12 protein-coding genes are annotated in these 16,420 nt (G+C 50.3%); 8 read left to right on the forward strand and 4 right to left on the reverse strand.

The annotated features are described in order from the left end of the window. Nucleotides 1–88 precede the first annotated feature (88 nt). Both VN23_RS07385 and VN23_RS07390 read left to right on the forward strand, forming a co-directional pair. Nucleotides 89–655: a hypothetical protein gene (locus VN23_RS07385; protein WP_046352985.1), complete on the forward strand. Its 567-nt coding sequence runs from the start codon at nucleotides 89–91 to the stop codon at nucleotides 653–655. Between the two features lie 372 nt (nucleotides 656–1,027). Further along, nucleotides 1,028–1,612 carry an RBBP9/YdeN family alpha/beta hydrolase gene (locus VN23_RS07390; protein ID WP_046352984.1) on the forward strand — a complete coding sequence of 195 codons (585 nt, stop codon included), beginning with the start codon at nucleotides 1,028–1,030 and terminating at the stop codon, nucleotides 1,610–1,612. A 102-nt stretch (nucleotides 1,613–1,714) separates the two neighbouring features. On the opposite strand, the gene VN23_RS07395 is transcribed toward VN23_RS07390, so the two are convergent. The 4 genes from VN23_RS07395 to glpD all read right to left on the reverse strand — a co-directional run bounded on the left by VN23_RS07395 (nucleotide 1,715) and on the right by glpD (nucleotide 7,998). Then, on the reverse strand, nucleotides 1,715–3,187 hold the full coding sequence (locus VN23_RS07395; protein ID WP_052746729.1) for a hypothetical protein: 1,473 nt from the start codon (nucleotides 3,185–3,187) through the stop codon (nucleotides 1,715–1,717). Nucleotides 3,188–3,213: 26 nt separating this feature from the next. Continuing rightward, nucleotides 3,214–5,325: a hypothetical protein gene (locus tag VN23_RS07400; RefSeq protein ID WP_197433048.1), complete on the reverse strand. Its 2,112-nt coding sequence runs from the start codon at nucleotides 5,323–5,325 to the stop codon at nucleotides 3,214–3,216. 345 nt (nucleotides 5,326–5,670) lie between these two features. Further along, nucleotides 5,671–6,402 (reverse strand): triose-phosphate isomerase, encoded by a 732-nt coding sequence (gene tpiA / locus VN23_RS07405; protein WP_046353114.1) that lies wholly within the window; start codon nucleotides 6,400–6,402, stop codon nucleotides 5,671–5,673. 84 nt (nucleotides 6,403–6,486) lie between these two features. Beyond that, nucleotides 6,487–7,998: a glycerol-3-phosphate dehydrogenase gene (gene glpD / locus VN23_RS07410; RefSeq protein WP_231743367.1), complete on the reverse strand. Its 1,512-nt coding sequence runs from the start codon at nucleotides 7,996–7,998 to the stop codon at nucleotides 6,487–6,489. A 272-nt stretch (nucleotides 7,999–8,270) separates the two neighbouring features. Between glpD and VN23_RS07415 the strand changes: the two genes are divergently transcribed. From VN23_RS07415 to tdh, 6 genes are all read left to right on the forward strand, one after another. Continuing rightward, nucleotides 8,271–9,041 carry a DeoR/GlpR family DNA-binding transcription regulator gene (locus VN23_RS07415; protein WP_046352982.1) on the forward strand — a complete coding sequence of 257 codons (771 nt, stop codon included), beginning with the start codon at nucleotides 8,271–8,273 and terminating at the stop codon, nucleotides 9,039–9,041. An 825-nt stretch (nucleotides 9,042–9,866) separates the two neighbouring features. After that, entirely contained in the window at nucleotides 9,867–11,372 is a 1,506-nt protein-coding gene (gene glpK / locus VN23_RS07420) for a glycerol kinase GlpK (RefSeq protein ID WP_046352981.1), read from the forward strand. A 133-nt stretch (nucleotides 11,373–11,505) separates the two neighbouring features. Further along, nucleotides 11,506–12,210 (forward strand): MIP/aquaporin family protein, encoded by a 705-nt coding sequence (locus VN23_RS07425; protein ID WP_046352980.1) that lies wholly within the window; start codon nucleotides 11,506–11,508, stop codon nucleotides 12,208–12,210. 80 nt (nucleotides 12,211–12,290) lie between these two features. Next, complete coding sequence (glpT, locus tag VN23_RS07430) at nucleotides 12,291–13,673, forward strand: glycerol-3-phosphate transporter (protein WP_046352979.1); 1,383 nt, start codon at nucleotides 12,291–12,293, stop codon at nucleotides 13,671–13,673. A 208-nt stretch (nucleotides 13,674–13,881) separates the two neighbouring features. Beyond that, on the forward strand, nucleotides 13,882–15,084 hold the full coding sequence (locus VN23_RS07435; protein WP_046352978.1) for a glycine C-acetyltransferase: 1,203 nt from the start codon (nucleotides 13,882–13,884) through the stop codon (nucleotides 15,082–15,084). A gap of 235 nt (nucleotides 15,085–15,319) precedes the next feature. Then, nucleotides 15,320–16,345, forward strand: coding sequence for an L-threonine 3-dehydrogenase (tdh, locus tag VN23_RS07440; protein ID WP_046352977.1), 1,026 nt, complete (start codon nucleotides 15,320–15,322; stop codon nucleotides 16,343–16,345). The last annotated feature ends 75 nt before the right edge of the window (nucleotides 16,346–16,420 follow it).

Genomic DNA, 16,420 nt, shown 5'->3' on the forward strand with positions numbered 1-16,420 from the left:
TAATTACGCCAAAGCAAGTAGAAATTTTCCATTAATCTGCAAAATTGGAGCTAATATTTCCTTTATCCCTCCCCGCAGAGATTCCTCCATGAGACTCGTGCTTTACACCTTAGTCACAGACAAAAAGAAAGCCGAGCGTATAGCGGCCATGACAGACGATATATACCACGTTGGCGGTGTGGCACCTGCAGGTGATGGCTGCGCAGTGCGTATGTCATTTTCCAGAGTTGGGCAAACCAGTGGCTATGTACTAGATGAAGACAGCAAAATGGCCATTGCTGCATCGGTGGGCCTTTTAAACTCCATTGACTCGGTTGTTTTCATCATGCATGCCTACCCCGGAAAGCTCTGCCCGCAAGGCGCGAACTCAGGCACAGGCGAAATCACCAGCACGGCTGCAGCATGGTCGCTAACGAATGCCCGCAACCTTCTCGCCATTTGGGCCCCTAGCTCGGTATATTTTCTATGCTGTGAATTTGGGCAAATACGGCCATCTGGATTTGTTCAACACTATATTGCCCCTGATGGCCCTCTCTACATTGCCCAAGGACTTCAAGCAGGCGTTCGCATTTTTGCGTTACCAGAAAAAGTATATATTTTTGACGGCATGCCCATTCTTAGAGATAGCTATTACCCAAGAAGAATAACTTCTTAACAAATAATTACGTAACGAACTTACCCCAAATAAAAATGGCTGGCCGAAACTAATTTTATAGTTACGAAAGATGCCTCACACTGTCACTCAATTAAACATGGAACGAATATGGCAATTATTGACTTATTTTCAAAACACCAAAGAAAAAACGCGGGAAAACTCCCGATGTATATGAATATGATGAAACCCCATCCGCACTTCGTGTATTACATTTAACAGCTACAAACATATTGTTCTTAGCAAAGTGCGAAAAAGAACATAACTAAACCAACTGCAACTTCAGATAATTTTATTTTTAGCATATTCAAAAATTATCTCAGCAATTAAGTTGATAAGATTACCTACCCTTCAATCACCCCAAACTAGCTCCCCATGCCCACCCTCTACATCATCCACGGCTTTGATGCCGCGCCTTCAAATCACTGGTTTCCTTGGTTGCAAGATCAGCTGGCTGCTCTTGGGGTGGCTTGCCATATTCTGGCGATGCCCAACTCCAGCCAGCCAGATTTAAACGCATGGCTAGCTAAAATTAGGCAGAGCGTGGCGGTGCATGATGAGGATGTTTATTTTGTGGGGCATAGCTTGGGCTGCATTACGGTGCTGCGGCATTTGGAGCAGATAAATCAAACCATTGGCGGGGTGGTATTGGTGGCGGGGTTTGCTGAGGCCGTGCCAAAGCTGCCTCAGCTAGATGAATTTACTGCGCAGCCATTAAATACCGTGCATCTGCGCCAGCACATTAAACAGCGCTGCGTGATTGCTTCGGATAACGATGCCACTATTTCTTTCGCTCTGACCGAGGCGCTAGGCCAGCAGCTGGATGCGCGGTTTTTAACTGTACAAAATGGCGGGCATTTTTTGCTGGGCGAAGGCTTTGATACCCTGCCGGTGGTGCTAGAAGAATTACGCCGGATGTTTGAGCGAGCCCGCGCTAAAACACCCGTCAACCACGCTTAGAAAAGCTCTAAAGCTCTGAATCATGCAGTGTCGTCATTCCCGCGCAGGCGGGGATCCAGTATTTTCTCTGGATCCCCGATAAAAACATTCGGGGATGACAATTTAAGGCAACTTCACCCGCATCAGTTTACTTTTCCTTTTTTTGGATTGGGTCGCCGGATTGCTGGCCTCACTAAACAAGAATGAATAATCACTCGCCAAGGTTTGCTGCTGTCCTGCTACCGTTGCGCCGGTATGGCAGCTCAGGCAATTAATATTTTGATGGTAGGTTTCCAATATTGTATTGGCAACGGGCTGCTGGGCTACGGGTGGCTGGGCATTGCCATCGGGAAGCGGTGAAGTGGCACCGGGGTAGATAGGGGTATTGCTATTGGGCCAAAGCACATTCACCAGCTGATAATTCAGAAATACCGAGCTGGGATTGGCCGCTTTAATCGTCGCCCAGGTATTACTATTAAGTGCGGCAATATTATTGGCGGTGGTATTGCTGATCGGCGTAGTACGCACCACTTGCACCGGCGCGCTATAAGGATCTATGCCCACCACCGGCATTTTATTTTGCACACATTTGTAGTAATCCGTCGCCGGATCACAGCTTAGGTTGTAATAGGTATACCAAGGTAGCGGTGGTGCGCTGAGCTCATTTTTGCTCGGGGCATTATAAACATGCTCAAAGGTGCTCCACATAAACTGCTGGGCATTGGGCGTTTTGCGAATAATATGCAAGGCCACCAAGCCCACGGTGACCTGCTTAGGTGTCGTATTACCGCCGCCTGTAATCGGATAGCTCACCCATGCTTTGGATGTTTTAAACATCGGCCAGAGGGTGGGATCGTCCAGCTCTATCCATGCCGCCTTGATTTCAATGGCGCCCACCGTGCCATAAGTTGAGAACGTTGCCGAGCCATCAGGCAGATTCAGCCCCTGTGTGGTGGCAAATGCGGGCTGCTTGCTGGCGATATACAGCTGATTCTGATTGATATAGTTGTACTCATCCTGATTAAGCCGCTTTTCAAACAGAGTGACGTAATTATTCATTTTGGGCTGCGCAGTGAGCCACGCGCCATTAGTGCCCGCCTCGCCAATATCTTTTAAAGCTGGCACGGGAGATGCGCCAAATTTAGATGTCAGATACAAGCCCTTCACCCCCAGCGCCGAAGTGGCCTTCAGGGCTTTACTTTTCATTAAAGAGCGCATCGCCAAGGGAATACCCTGCTTATTCGCCCAAGGTAAAGGTGGCGCACCATTAGGGCGAAACACCTCCGATGATTCCTTATAGCTTTCCCAAACCACAGGGTTGAGCGAGCCTGCCACCCCAAAAGAAGCAGCAGGCACACTGGTATCCGGCTGTCCCGGTAAATTAGGATCAGCCACCCAGTTAAGCGTTATAAATTGCTGCCATGCCAGATTATTGAAAGCGTTTTGATTGGTACCCTGTGAGTCGCAAGGAATAATAGGCTGCAACACCGGCACCCCCGCCCACGTTGGGCAAGCTGCATTGGCGGCAGTCCCAAGCAACAAGCCCGCCGAAACACCAACATAAGCGGATAGCCGCCAACGATTCAATAAGCGCATGGCAAACCTCTTTAATTAAACAGTGATTAAGCCGGAATAATATTTAACAAGGCCGACATAGGCGCTTGCACCGGGTCCCCATAGTTAGTCAACGTTAAACCACGCAGCCCGAGTGCCGCATTTGCCCCAATGCTCACCTGCAAATTGAGTGAAGCGCATTGGGACGGGTAAGAATTCCCCGGCACGGCGTAATTCACATTGTCATTAAAGTTGCTCACCACCACCGTGATATCCGGCCCAAAATCAACCGCTGGCAACTGCCCCTGTGGGCCAAGCTGGGCCGTGGTGCAAGTAAGCACCATCGGAATATTGCTTTGCCCAAGCCGGGCAATCGGTGCGATCAGGGTGGAGTTGCTCGCCAGCGAAATCGGCGTATTCATCGGATTGCTAACCTGGGTATTAAAGTAGGCATTCCAAATGGCCGAGTGAAACAGCTGTAAGGGCTGAGCATAATCTGGCGGCACAGGGCTGGCAGGCGGGGCCACACCTGCAGGGGGTGGCAAAACGCAAGCCTCATTGGCAGGCGCTGCCGCAACCTGTATCGGGCGCGCCCACAGGCCAATCGACATTTGCTGCGTAAGTTGGCCGCCCCACTGAATCGGCTCGCCCGCTGCATCGGTGATATCGCCAATCGTAAATGACACGCCCGCAGCCACCCAGGATTGCGGCAATTGAAACACCGCATGCAGCACAAAATTGCCGCCATTTTGTGGCGATGCGCTCGTTGCACCAAACAGCATACCCGTCACCGGATCGGTTAATTCTGCCGCGCCACGCACAATTTGCCAGCAATCCTGAGCCGAAGCGCCTGCTGGCAGTTTTGGATCTGCAGGCAGGGTAAAGCCGCTTAAATCGGGCACCTGAATATATAAGCCGGTTGGATTAGCCAGAGCGGCTTTGCAGGGAAAGCCGGTTAACTGCCCACCAATCGCCTGATTGACCGATTGCCCGATATGAGGATCGCTATTGCGGTAAGCCTGTCCGTATTGGGCGCAGCAAATCAGCGTTTGCGGCACGCTATTGCCACACACACGCTGTATCGTCGCACCACCTGCCAAAGCCATTTCTGTTTGCAGGGTATTTGGCGTGCTGGTCAGATGCATCGCCCCGCCATAATTACTACTGCTGCCCCGCACGGCAACAGGGCCGCTATTCCATTTATTCAGCGGGTTATAAGCAGGACGACCCGTAGATGGATCGATCACTACGGCTTTAGTCACCGGATCGAGCAAATACAAATCACTGACGGGAACCACAACCTGAGCCGAGGCAGGCGCACCAAAGCTGAGGGTGGACGAATACACATCGGCCACTTTTTGCGGATCGATCATCCACAGCGTGTTCCAGTATTCCGGATTTTCGCAGGTCATATCAATGCGGGTGATTTTATTGCTTTGCGGATCACGCACCACGCTCCACTCGCAATATTCATCCTGCCAGCCGCGCGGGCCATACGGGCCGTACATATGCAGCTCGCTACTCCATGTGGCTTGCGGGCAAAGCTGGGTAGGGATATTTTTGAAAGCAGGGATAGACACTTCGGTGGTGCCGTATTGGTCTGCAATCGCAAATAATTGTTTCGACGAATAGTTATAAGGATTTGCAGGGTAAGCGCCCTTACCCAGATATTGGCTAAGGCGATTTGGAAAAGCCGTCCAATGAATTAAAGCCGCGGTGGCGGTGCTGGGAATGGTGGTGAAATTAGTATCGAAATACGATGTTTGATTGCTGGCGTAAAGCAAATTCCACGGGTCGCCCATAATGGCTTGGGCCGTAAAGCCACTGATATTGGTGTTCCATTGTAGGCAAATGGCATCATTTTGCGGCGAGCCAACAGGGAAATCATTAATAAATGCAGGCGTATTAAACACCACTTTCTGATAAGAATCGCATTGTGGTGCGCTACCAAACCAGGGCTGGCCGGAGAAAAACGCGGCGTCCCCTGGGCTAAAGCTGCGGCCATTGGTGAGCACCATATTCTGACGGCAATAAAAAAAGAAACTGATTTCAGCGTTTTGCGCGGCGTAAGCCTGAGCGGCCTCCACGCTGCCGCAGGCTTTGGTCCCTATCCAATTTGCCCAGTTGGCTTCTTGGTATTGAGCGACGTTGTTCGTTTTGATCCAGGTATTTTGCATCATTTGCTCCAATTAAACAGGCCATACAAGGAATGCCACCCAGTAAAAGCAGAAGGTGGATTAAGACACCGAAACCCAACACCAACAAAATTACAGATAGGCATCAAAAGCAATGGCTTGATGACAGCAAGCCCAGCGAAATAAGTGAAATTAATATAGTTTGAGTACCTCACACCACAATGGAATATTTAATTATAAGACAGTATGAAAATATAAATATGTAAGCATATCGAAGAAATATAGAAAGCATTTAAAACAAAAATAGCAACTGGCTTACTGACGCCAAGACAATAAAAAACCCGCCAGCATCGTGCTTGGCGGGTTTTTACGCTGAGCGTAGCGCAATAATCAAATAGAAGCAGCCCGATAAATTGTCAGCAAGTCATCCACGTTTAATGAGGCTCCGCCCACCAATCCGCCATCAATATCGGGCATGGCAAACAACGATGCGGCGTTGTTGGCTTTGACGCTGCCGCCGTATAGAATCGTCACCGATTCGGCCCATGCGGGGGAGAATATTGCTAATTGTTGCCGTAAGAATGCATGTACGTCTTGCGCCATTTCTGGTGTAGCGGCAAGACCTGTGCCAATGGCCCATACTGGCTCGTAAGCAAGTACAAACATGGCGTTCTTTTTCATCAACTGCAAAATGGCGGTCAACTGTTCGGCCAAAACGGCTTCAGTCTGGCCCGACTCCCGATCGCTCATGGTTTCACCCACACACACAATCGGGATCACACCAGCGGCAATACACATGGCCGCTTTTACCGCCACGGTTTGATTGCATTCGCGGTGGCGATCCCGCCGTTCAGAATGCCCCACAATGGCGTAGCGGCAGCCTAGCTCAGCCAACATATCGGCCGACCACTCACCAGTGCGCGCACCGTGGGTCACTTCAGCCACATCCTGCGCGCCATAGTGAACACCAGAGCGGCTGGCCAAGCGCCCCACTTCACCCAAATAAGGCGCGGGCGGGCACACCACCAGCTCTACGCCATCCATTGCGGCAGCAGACAAGCGCGGTAGGCTTTCGCGGCACAGCGCCAGATTGCCAAACATTTTCCAATTGGCCACCACCATTCTGGCGCGCGGCGCGGCTAAATTAACCGGGCAGCTGATGGTTGCATCCGGACTATCTATTGTTATTTGCATCATGGTGTCCTTTTATGAAACAAGCGCTGTATCTGCTGAACGCACGGCGTCTTTTGCCAGCCACTTAGCCAGTACTTCATCGGCATTAGCGGCCAGATGTAACCTGAGCTTGGTTCTGCGCCACAGGATATCTTCAGCGCTTTTTGCCCATTCAAATTGCATTAAATAGCGCACTTCGGCGGCATAGAGGTTCGGCAGGATTTCCTCGCCCAAATCAGCCACACACCTTGCGCCTTTAAGCAGCACAGCCGTTCTTGATCCATAGGTACGCGCATATCGCTGCAATAAATCGCCCGGCATCCATGCATAATCTTTCGCCAGCTTTTGCATAAATTGCTCGAAACTGCCGTGCAAATCGCCCCCCGGCAAGGGCTTAGTTGCACTCCATATTGCGTGATGATTACCCAGATGCGGCGCAAGCAAATCAACGGCCTGTTCGGCCAGCTTGCGGTAGGTGGTGATTTTTCCGCCAAACACTGACAATAAGCCTTCACTGGCATCAAACTCCAGTGAGTAATCACGGGTCACGCTGGCCGCATTGCCGGAAGCGTCGTCCAGTAAGGGGCGAACTCCTGAAAAAGTAGCCACCACGTCGCTTGGGCTAATTTGCTGCTCAAAGTAGCGATTGCTCATCTGGCAAAGGTAGGCGATTTCATCTTTATCGATACTGACTCTGGCCGGATCAGCGTGATATTCCACATCGGTGGTGCCGATCAGGGTGAAGTCTTTTTCATAGGGAATCGCAAAAATAATGCGCTTATCCGGATTTTGAAAAATATACGCATCAGGATGATCAAACAGCTTTTTCACCACAATATGGCTGCCTTTAACCAAGCGCAGCGCATGGGCTGATTTTTGACCAACCACATTTTTAAGTACTGATTCCACCCATGCACCGGCCGCATTCACCACCGTGCGTGCTTTCACTTGCTGCACACCATTTGCCCCCTGCAAAGTGCAGTACCAAACGCCTTTTTCGCGCTTAGCCGCCACACACGCCGTTTGGGTATGCACCACGGCCCCGCGCTCGACGGCATCCATGGCATTAAGTACCACCAAACGGGCGTCTTGTACCCAGCCATCCGAATAGGCAAAACCATGGGTATAACCAGCTTTTAATGGTGCGCCCGAGGCATGCCGATCAAAACGAATCGTTTCTGTACCCCGCAAAACTTTGCGACTCGCCAAATGATCATAAAGAAACAAACCGGTACGGATCAGCCACTTCGGGCGACCAGTAGGATCGTGTGGCATCACAAAGCGTAGCGGCCAGATAATATGCGGGGCTAAATCCAGCAGCACTTCGCGCTCTTGCAAAGCCTTGCGGACCAAGCCAAATTCGTAATATTCCAGATAGCGCAAACCACCGTGAATTAGCTTGGAGCTGGCCGACGAGGTGTGCTGCGCCAAATCATCTTTTTCACACAGGCAAACAGAAAGACCACGGCCAGCCGCATCCCGCGCGATCCCGACCCCGTTAATGCCTCCGCCCACGACCAATACATCGTAAATTTTCTCTTCCACGCTTTTTTGCCCCAGATGCGATGCGATAATTCATTATTGATTCAATTTGTACATAAACAAATACAAAACAACAAAATACTAACATTATATTTTCGAATATGTTTGCTATGGAAAACCCCTATACGCTTTTTTGCATCTTGTAAGCTTCAGCCATCGCATAGTCTTCACTAGCTTGTTAAACTTGGAATAAGACAAATGTCCGTTTCTTATCGATTTGCTTTCCCCGCGAGCGGGACGAAGAAGCTCCGTACAACCAGCCAAAGAGACGCAGCATGATTTTGAATCTACGCCAGCAGGAACTTTTAAAATGGGTACAAAGAGAGGCGTATGTCAGCGTAGACAAGCTGGCCGAGCACTTTGATGTCACCCAGCAAACGATTCGCCGCGATATTCATCAGTTGGTTGAAAACAAACTGGTGCAAAAGCTGCATGGTGGGGTAAGCACTTTATCCAGCGTAGAAAACGTGGCCTATGCGGCAAGGCAAGTGCTGCTGATCGAAGAAAAACAAAGAATTGCTGAGTTAGTGGCAGCACATATTCCTAATAACGCGTCTTTATTTATTAATCTGGGCACCACCACCGAAGAAGTCGCCAAGGCGCTGCGCCATCACCATGGCCTGCATGTCATTACCAATAATCTGAATGTGGCCGCGATGATGTGCACCTATCACGATTGCGAAGTAATTATTGCGGGCGGCATGGTGCGCGGGCGGGATAGGGGCATTACCGGCGAAGCCACCATCGACTTTATTAATCAATTTAAAGTGGATTACGGCATCATCGGCATTTCCAGCATCGAAACCGACGGCACGCTGCGTGATTTTGACTTTAGAGAAGTACGCACCGCCGAAGCAATCATCAAACAATCACGACATGTGTTTTTGGTGGCCGATCACTCCAAATTCGGCCGTCCCGCCCTCGCCCGCCAAGGCCATCTATCACAAATCACCGCGCTATTTACTGATCAGCCGGTTGATGCGGCGATGGAAGCGGTCATCAAAGAATCAAAAACCCAGCTCTATATTGCAGAAACACCTCAATAAGGGATTGATGCTGGGTTTTGTAGGGCGGGTGGAACCGCGTATTTATTCAGCAGTGCTCGCGGGCTTCAGCCCATTTGCGTTAAGCAATTTGATTTTGCATTAGCAAACTGCATAAAAACATAATAACCGCGCTTTCGGCATAGGGCTCAAAAGTCCCCTTGAAGCACGCCGAAGCGAGGAACAAGCGGGCGGGGTTTCTTTGATGCCTGTTTGAGCGAAGCGAGTTCCGCAGCCGCCGCTCGATTGTCCGCAGATGAGGGGCCTTCGTGCTGGTCGGGGCGGCCTTCTTTGCTTACTTTCTTGGCCGTTCAAGAAAGTGAGTCCCCGCGGGGATCCCGCACCTAAATCAACGTGCCAAAGGCGCTAAAAAGGTCTTTTTTGTAGATCAACGAGCGCCCCCCAACAATCGCCAACTTTCCTCCTCACTGAAACAAGAATTTTTGATCACCAATGCCCCTCATGCAGAGAGAAACACCTCTTTTCAATCAAAAACACTAAGCCGCCCGCACAAAAAAACAGAAAACTTCCCTTGAGCCGAACTGTTTTTTCTCATTTCGCATAAAAATGCAACAAATCTAAAGAAACATTTACCCCGCTGCACGCCGCATAAAACCTCATTATTTCACTTTTGTAGTCGATTTTTTTTGATTACAAGTTGCGGTATCCCCTGATATAAATCAAGCATACAACGATTAAAATCAGAAACGATCAGAAACGAACATCACACAACACTTACTGATCTGACTGGTTTTGATAAAGCCAGCATTCATACAAAAACACACTCATAAAACACATCGCTTGCCGCCTAACGCAAAGGGGATATAAGTGGAAAACAAATACATTTTGGCGCTTGACCAAGGCACAACCAGCTCACGCGCAATTTTGTTTAATCAGGCAGGCGACATCATCTCGATGGCGCAGAAAGAATTCAAACAGATTTATCCTCAGCCGGGCTGGGTAGAACACGACGCGCTGGAAATCTGGGTTGGGCAATCGACCGTAGCGCACGAAGCCATTACCCGCGCCAATATTGATAGCACTCAAATCGCCGGTATCGGTATTACTAATCAGCGCGAAACCACCGTGGTGTGGAATCGTGAAACGGGCCAGCCGGTCTATAACGCCATCGTCTGGCAAGACCGCCGCACCGCGCAATATTGCGATGAAATCAAAGCCCAGGGCCTTGAAGCGTCGATTCGCGCCAAGACCGGCCTGCCGGTAGATGCGTATTTTTCTGGCAGCAAAATCAAGTGGATTTTGGATCATGTAGAAGGCGCACGCGAGCTGGCTAATGCGGGCAAGCTGGCTTTTGGCACGATTGATAGCTGGCTAATCTGGAACTACACCCACGGCGAAGTACATGTGACCGATGTATCCAATGCATCCCGCACCATGCTATTTAATATCCAAACGCTAACTTGGGATAAAGACATGCTGGAGCTGATGGATATTCCAGCCAGCATCTTGCCGGAAGTACGCTCATCCAGTGAAATTTACGGCCACACCCATGAATCGATGCTGGGTAGCCGCGTGCCTTTATCAGGCATTGCAGGTGATCAGCAAGCGGCGCTGTTTGGCCAGCAATGTACCCGCCCCGGCATGGTAAAAAATACCTACGGCACGGGCTGCTTTATGATGATGAATACCGGCGTTACACCAATCATCTCTAAAAATAATCTACTGACCACCATTGCCTGGCAAATTGGCGACCGTGTTGAATACGCGCTGGAAGGCAGTATTTTTATTGGCGGCGCAGTGGTGCAATGGCTGCGAGATGGCCTAGGCATGATTAGTAAATCATCCGAAGTCAATGAATTAGCAGGCCAGGTTAAAGACAGCGATGGCGTCTATCTGGTGCCCGCCTTTGCCGGCCTTGGCGCGCCACACTGGAATCAGGATGCACGCGGCTCACTATTTGGCGCAACGCTAGGTACAAAATCGGCGCATATCGCTCGTGCTGCACTCGATAGCATCGCTTACCAAACCGCCGATGTATTAAAAGCGATGGAAGCCGATGCAGGAATCAGCATTCCTGAGCTGCGTGTTGATGGCGGCGCAAGCGTCAACCCGCTCTTGATGCAATTTCAGGCCGATATTCTGGGCACCGATGTGATCCGCCCAAAAATCACCGAAACCACGGCCCTTGGCGCAGCCTATTTAGCGGGCCTTGCCGTGGGTTATTGGAAGAGCATTGAAGACGTGCAAAGCCAGTGGCAACTAGATAAGCGTTTTAGCAGCCAAATGAGTGCAGAAGACTCGGACAAGCTGCTTAAAGGCTGGCACCGCGCAGTAGAAGCCACCAAAACCTGGGCCAATCACAAAACGGATTAATGCAAAATGACCAAGGCGTGAACAAATCGCGGAGCTTGATGTGCCGCGATTTGCCGCCTTAGCAAACATGCAGAAAACCAAATGCAAGTAACACCCTTCTTGGGCATACGCCCTCTTCTTACTGGATTTCAAAATGACGCCACTATTTGCTGAGTTTATTGGCACCGCTTTGCTCGTTTTACTGGGCAATGGCGTAGTTGCCAATGTATTACTCAATAGAACCAAGGGCCAGAATAGCGGACTGATCGTGATTGCCTTTGGCTGGGCAATGGCCGTATTTGTAGGGGTATTTAGCGTGGCCGCGATTAGTGGCGCTCACCTTAACCCTGCTGTTTCTATTGCACTGGCCGTAGCGGGTAAATTTGCCTGGAGCGATGTGGCGGGCTACATCGTGGCGCAAATGCTGGGTGGTATGGCAGGCGCTTTTGTGATGTGGCTGATTTATCACAAGCACTTTGAAAGTACTGAATGTGGCGACACCAAACTGGCCGTATTTTGTACTGGCCCAGCGATTCGCCATGTAGCAGGCAATCTGGTTTCTGAAATCGTCGCTACCTTTGTTTTGGTGTTTGCGATTTTAAGCATGGTTTCACCCAAGATGTCGCTAGGTGCGATTGACGCCCTGCCGGTAGCACTTCTGGTGCTAGGGATTGGTGTCTCTCTGGGCGGTACCACAGGTTACGCCATGAACCCTGCCCGCGATTTAGGCCCACGCCTAATGCACGCCATCCTGCCGATTTCTGGCAAACGTAATAGCGACTGGGGCTACGCCTGGATCCCCGTTGTCGGCTCTATTGTAGGTGCCGCACTGGCAGCACTCGCACACGGTTTTAACTAATGAGCGCCAGCCGCTAAGGCTGGTGTGTTTCCCTTGATCAAACATCCTCTTTTTACGATGTTTTCATATAAAGATTTCCGATGCTTAAATTCCTGCAACCGGCCGCCCATATCGCACGTATGGACGAGCAAAAAATCGACAGCACTTATAAGCGGCTTCGCTGGCAAATTTTCCTAGGAATTTTCCTCGGTTATGCGGGCTATTATTTAGTCCGTAAAAATTTCTCGCTGGCCATGCCATATTTGGTTGAGCAAGGATTCTCACGCGGCGACTTAGGCATTGCCATGTCGGGCGTAGCCATTGCTTACGGGATATCCAAATTTTTAATGGGTGCGGTCTCTGATCGCTCCAACCCACGGGTCTTTTTAAGCCTTGGACTGCTCCTATCGGCAGCCATTTTCCTGTTTATGGGTTTTGTGCCTTGGGCCACATCCAGCGTGACCATTATGTTTGTACTGCTGTTTTTAAACGGCTGGGTACAGGGGATGGGCTGGCCACCATGCGGTCGCACCATGGTGCACTGGTGGAGCCAGAAAGAGCGCGGCTCGGTGGTGTCCGTATGGAATTGCGCGCATAACGTCGGCGGCGGCATGATCGGCCCGCTATTTATTTTAGGCATGGGCTGGTTTAACGATTGGCGCTCGGCATTCTATGTGCCTGCTGCGGCAGCGATTGCCATTGCCGCGCTGGCCTTTGTGGTGATGCGTGATACACCTCAATCCTGCGGTCTGCCGCCGGTTGAGGAATACAAAAACGATTACCCGAAAGATTACAACGCCGCGCATGAAGTAGAGCTAAGCGCCACAGAAATCTTTAAAAAATACATCCTGCCTAACAAATTGCTCTGGTGCATTGCTTTTGCCAATGTATTTGTTTATCTGCTGCGCTATGGCGTGCTGGATTGGGCACCAACTTACTTAAAAGAAGTTAAACATTTCACCGTTGATAAATCATCGTGGGCTTACTTCCTGTTTGAATGGGCAGGTATTCCGGGCACCCTGCTTTGCGGCTGGATGTCGGATAAAGTATTTAAAGGTAATCGCGGCGCAACAGGCTTGTTCTTTATGGGCCTTGTGACCATTGCCACTGTAGTTTACTGGCTAAACCCGGCAGGCAATCCAACCGTCGATATGCTATCGCTGATCGCCATTGGCTTCTTTATTTACGGCCCGGTGATGTTGATTGGTTTACATGCCTTGGAGCTAGCTCCGAAAAAAGCAGCGGGTACTGCAGCAGGCTTTACCGGTCTGTTTGGCTACCTTGGCGGCTCGGTTGCAGCCAGTGCCGTGGTGGGCTATACGGTGGATCATTTTGGCTGGGATGGTGGCTTTATGCTGCTGATCGGCTCATGCGTGGCCGCTATGATTTTACTAGCGCTCACCATGTTTCATGACACGCCGGCAAATAAAACCAAGCGTGAAGAAAAAATGCTGCGCCCAGAGTTAGCAAAAGCCAGCAGTTAAAATGCAATTTGCCACACCCTGCCGCTCAAAACATTGAGCGGCATTTTTTTTGCCCACCTCGCCTGAAAGCCCTGCATTTATCCATGATGTACTCCATAAACATCAACTACAGTTAGCTACTGTTTATTTGCAAGAACTGCTACTGATCGCCAAACCGCCCACAGTCTACAATCAAGCCATTCGATCGCTCCACGCACACAGGATGACTATGAATCACGCCTACCTATCACACATCAATGCCACTCTGGAACAAATTCACAGCGATGGCTTTGCCAAACCAGAACGAGTGATCGCCAGCAAGCAGCGAGCGGATATCACCTTGCAAAGCGGTCAGGAAGTACTGAACTTTTGCGCCAATAATTATCTAGGTTTGGCAGATGACGCACGCCTGATTGCCGCCGCCAAACAAGGCATGGACGATTACGGCTATGGCTGCGCATCGGTACGCTTTATTTGCGGCACCCAGCAGGTGCATAAAGATTTAGAACAGGCGATTTCTGGCTTTCTAAAGACCGACGACACTATCTTGTATTCCAGCTGTTTTGACGCCAATGGTGGCGTATTTGAAACGCTGCTGGGTGAAGAAGACGCGGTGATTTCGGACGAACTTAACCACGCCTCGATTATCGACGGTGTGCGTCTCTGTAAAGCCAAACGCTTTCGCTATAAAAACAACGACATGCAAGACCTTGAAGCGCAGTTGATTGCCGCAGATGCAGCAGGCGCGCGCTTTAAGCTAGTAGTGACTGATGGCGTATTCTCTATGGATGGCATTATCGCCAACCTGAAAGAGCTATGCGATGTGGCCGAGCGTTATAACGCGATTGTGATGGTGGATGATTCGCACGCCGTGGGCTTTATCGGCGAAAACGGCGCGGGCACGCCTGAATTATGCGGCGTACAAGACCGGATCGACCTTTACACCGGCACCTTGGGCAAAGCCCTGGGCGGCGCTTCGGGCGGCTATGTTTCTGGCCGTAAGCCAATGATTGATTTATTACGCCAACGCTCACGCCCTTATTTATTCTCTAACACCCTCGCCCCCGCCATTGCGGCTGCCAGCTTGAAAGTATTAGAAATTTTAGCGAGTGATGAAGGCGCAGCACTGCGTAGCAATTTAAAACGCAACGCCGAATATTTCCGCAAAGCGATGTCTGAGGCAGGCTTTAGCTTAGTACCGGGCGAGCACCCAATTGTCCCTGTGATGCTGGGCGATGCTCGCCTTGCCGGTGACGTATCCGCAGCCCTACTCAAAGAAGGCGTTTACGTGGTTGGCTTCTCCTTCCCTGTTGTGCCCAAAGGCAAAGCCCGTATCCGCACCCAAATGTCGGCAGGACACACACTAGAGCAAATCCAGAAAACAGTAGCCGCCTTTATCAAGGTAGGCCGTGAACTGAAAGTGATTGCTTAAAGGCTCTGCAAACAAAAATTTGACATAAACTTTAGCCTAAAACTAAGAGTCCAAAATCTCAAACCACAGAGGACACAGAGAGCACAGAGTTTCACAGAGAAAAACAAAGGGTGGTTTTCTCTGTGAAACTCTGTGTCCTCCTTTTACTCTGTGGTTCAAGATTTAGCTGTTTATCAAAATAAGCTAAAGCTACTGTTATCAGAAAAATCAATAATTCCTTGTATGGAAATGCCAGATGAAAGCCTTATCAAAATTAGAAGCAGCACCCGGCCTGACGATGAATCAAGTCGAAAAGCCTGCCATTGGCCATAACGACCTACTCATTAAAATCAAAAAAACCGCCATCTGCGGCACCGATATTCATATCTGGAAATGGGATGATTGGGCGCAAAAAACCATTCCTGTACCCATGCACGTTGGTCATGAGTATGTCGGCACCGTGGTTGAAATTGGCTCTGAGGTACAAGGCTTTAAAATTGGCGATCGTGTCTCCGGCGAAGGCCATATCACCTGTGGCCATTGCCGTAATTGCCGCGCAGGCCGCCGCCATCTTTGCCGCAATACCGTCGGCGTGGGCGTCAATCGCCCCGGCGCTTTTGCCGAATATCTGGTACTACCTGCCTTTAACGCCTTCCCTATTCCTGACGATATTTCCGACGATTTAGCCGCGATTTTCGACCCATTCGGCAATGCCGTGCATACCGCGCTATCGTTCAATATGGTAGGCGAAGATGTATTGATTACCGGCGCAGGCCCGATCGGCATTATGGCGGTGGCGATTGCCAAACACGTTGGTGCGCGCCATGTGGTGATCACCGACGTCAACGACTACCGCCTCGATCTAGCCCGTAAGATGGGTGCAACTCGCGCGGTCAACGTCTTAAAAGAAGATTTAAAAGACGTAATGAACGACTTAAAAATGACCGAAGGCTTTGACGTGGGTCTGGAAATGTCCGGCAACCCGCAAGCCTTTCGCACCATGCTGGAAACCATGCAACACGGTGGCAAAGTTGCGCTGCTAGGTATTCCACCGGCAGACACTGCCATCGACTGGAATCAGGTGATTTTCAAAGGGCTGGAAATCAAGGGCATTTACGGCCGTGAAATGTTCGAGACTTGGTACAAAATGGTCGCCCTCATCCAATCTGGCCTCGACATCACCCCGATTATCACTCATCACTTTCATGTGGATGAGTTTGAGCAGGGCTTTGAGGCCATGTTGTCAGGGCAAAGCGGTAAGGTGATTTTGAGCTGGGAATAAAGGCTCATTCTAGCTCAGCCCAAAGGGCCCGGAGACACTGGGCCCTCGTCATGCCAAACCCTGCTCAAATAAAAG

The organism is Janthinobacterium sp. B9-8 (assembly GCF_000969645.2).
In the GTDB taxonomy this organism is placed as follows: Bacteria; Pseudomonadota; Gammaproteobacteria; order Burkholderiales; family Chitinibacteraceae; genus Iodobacter.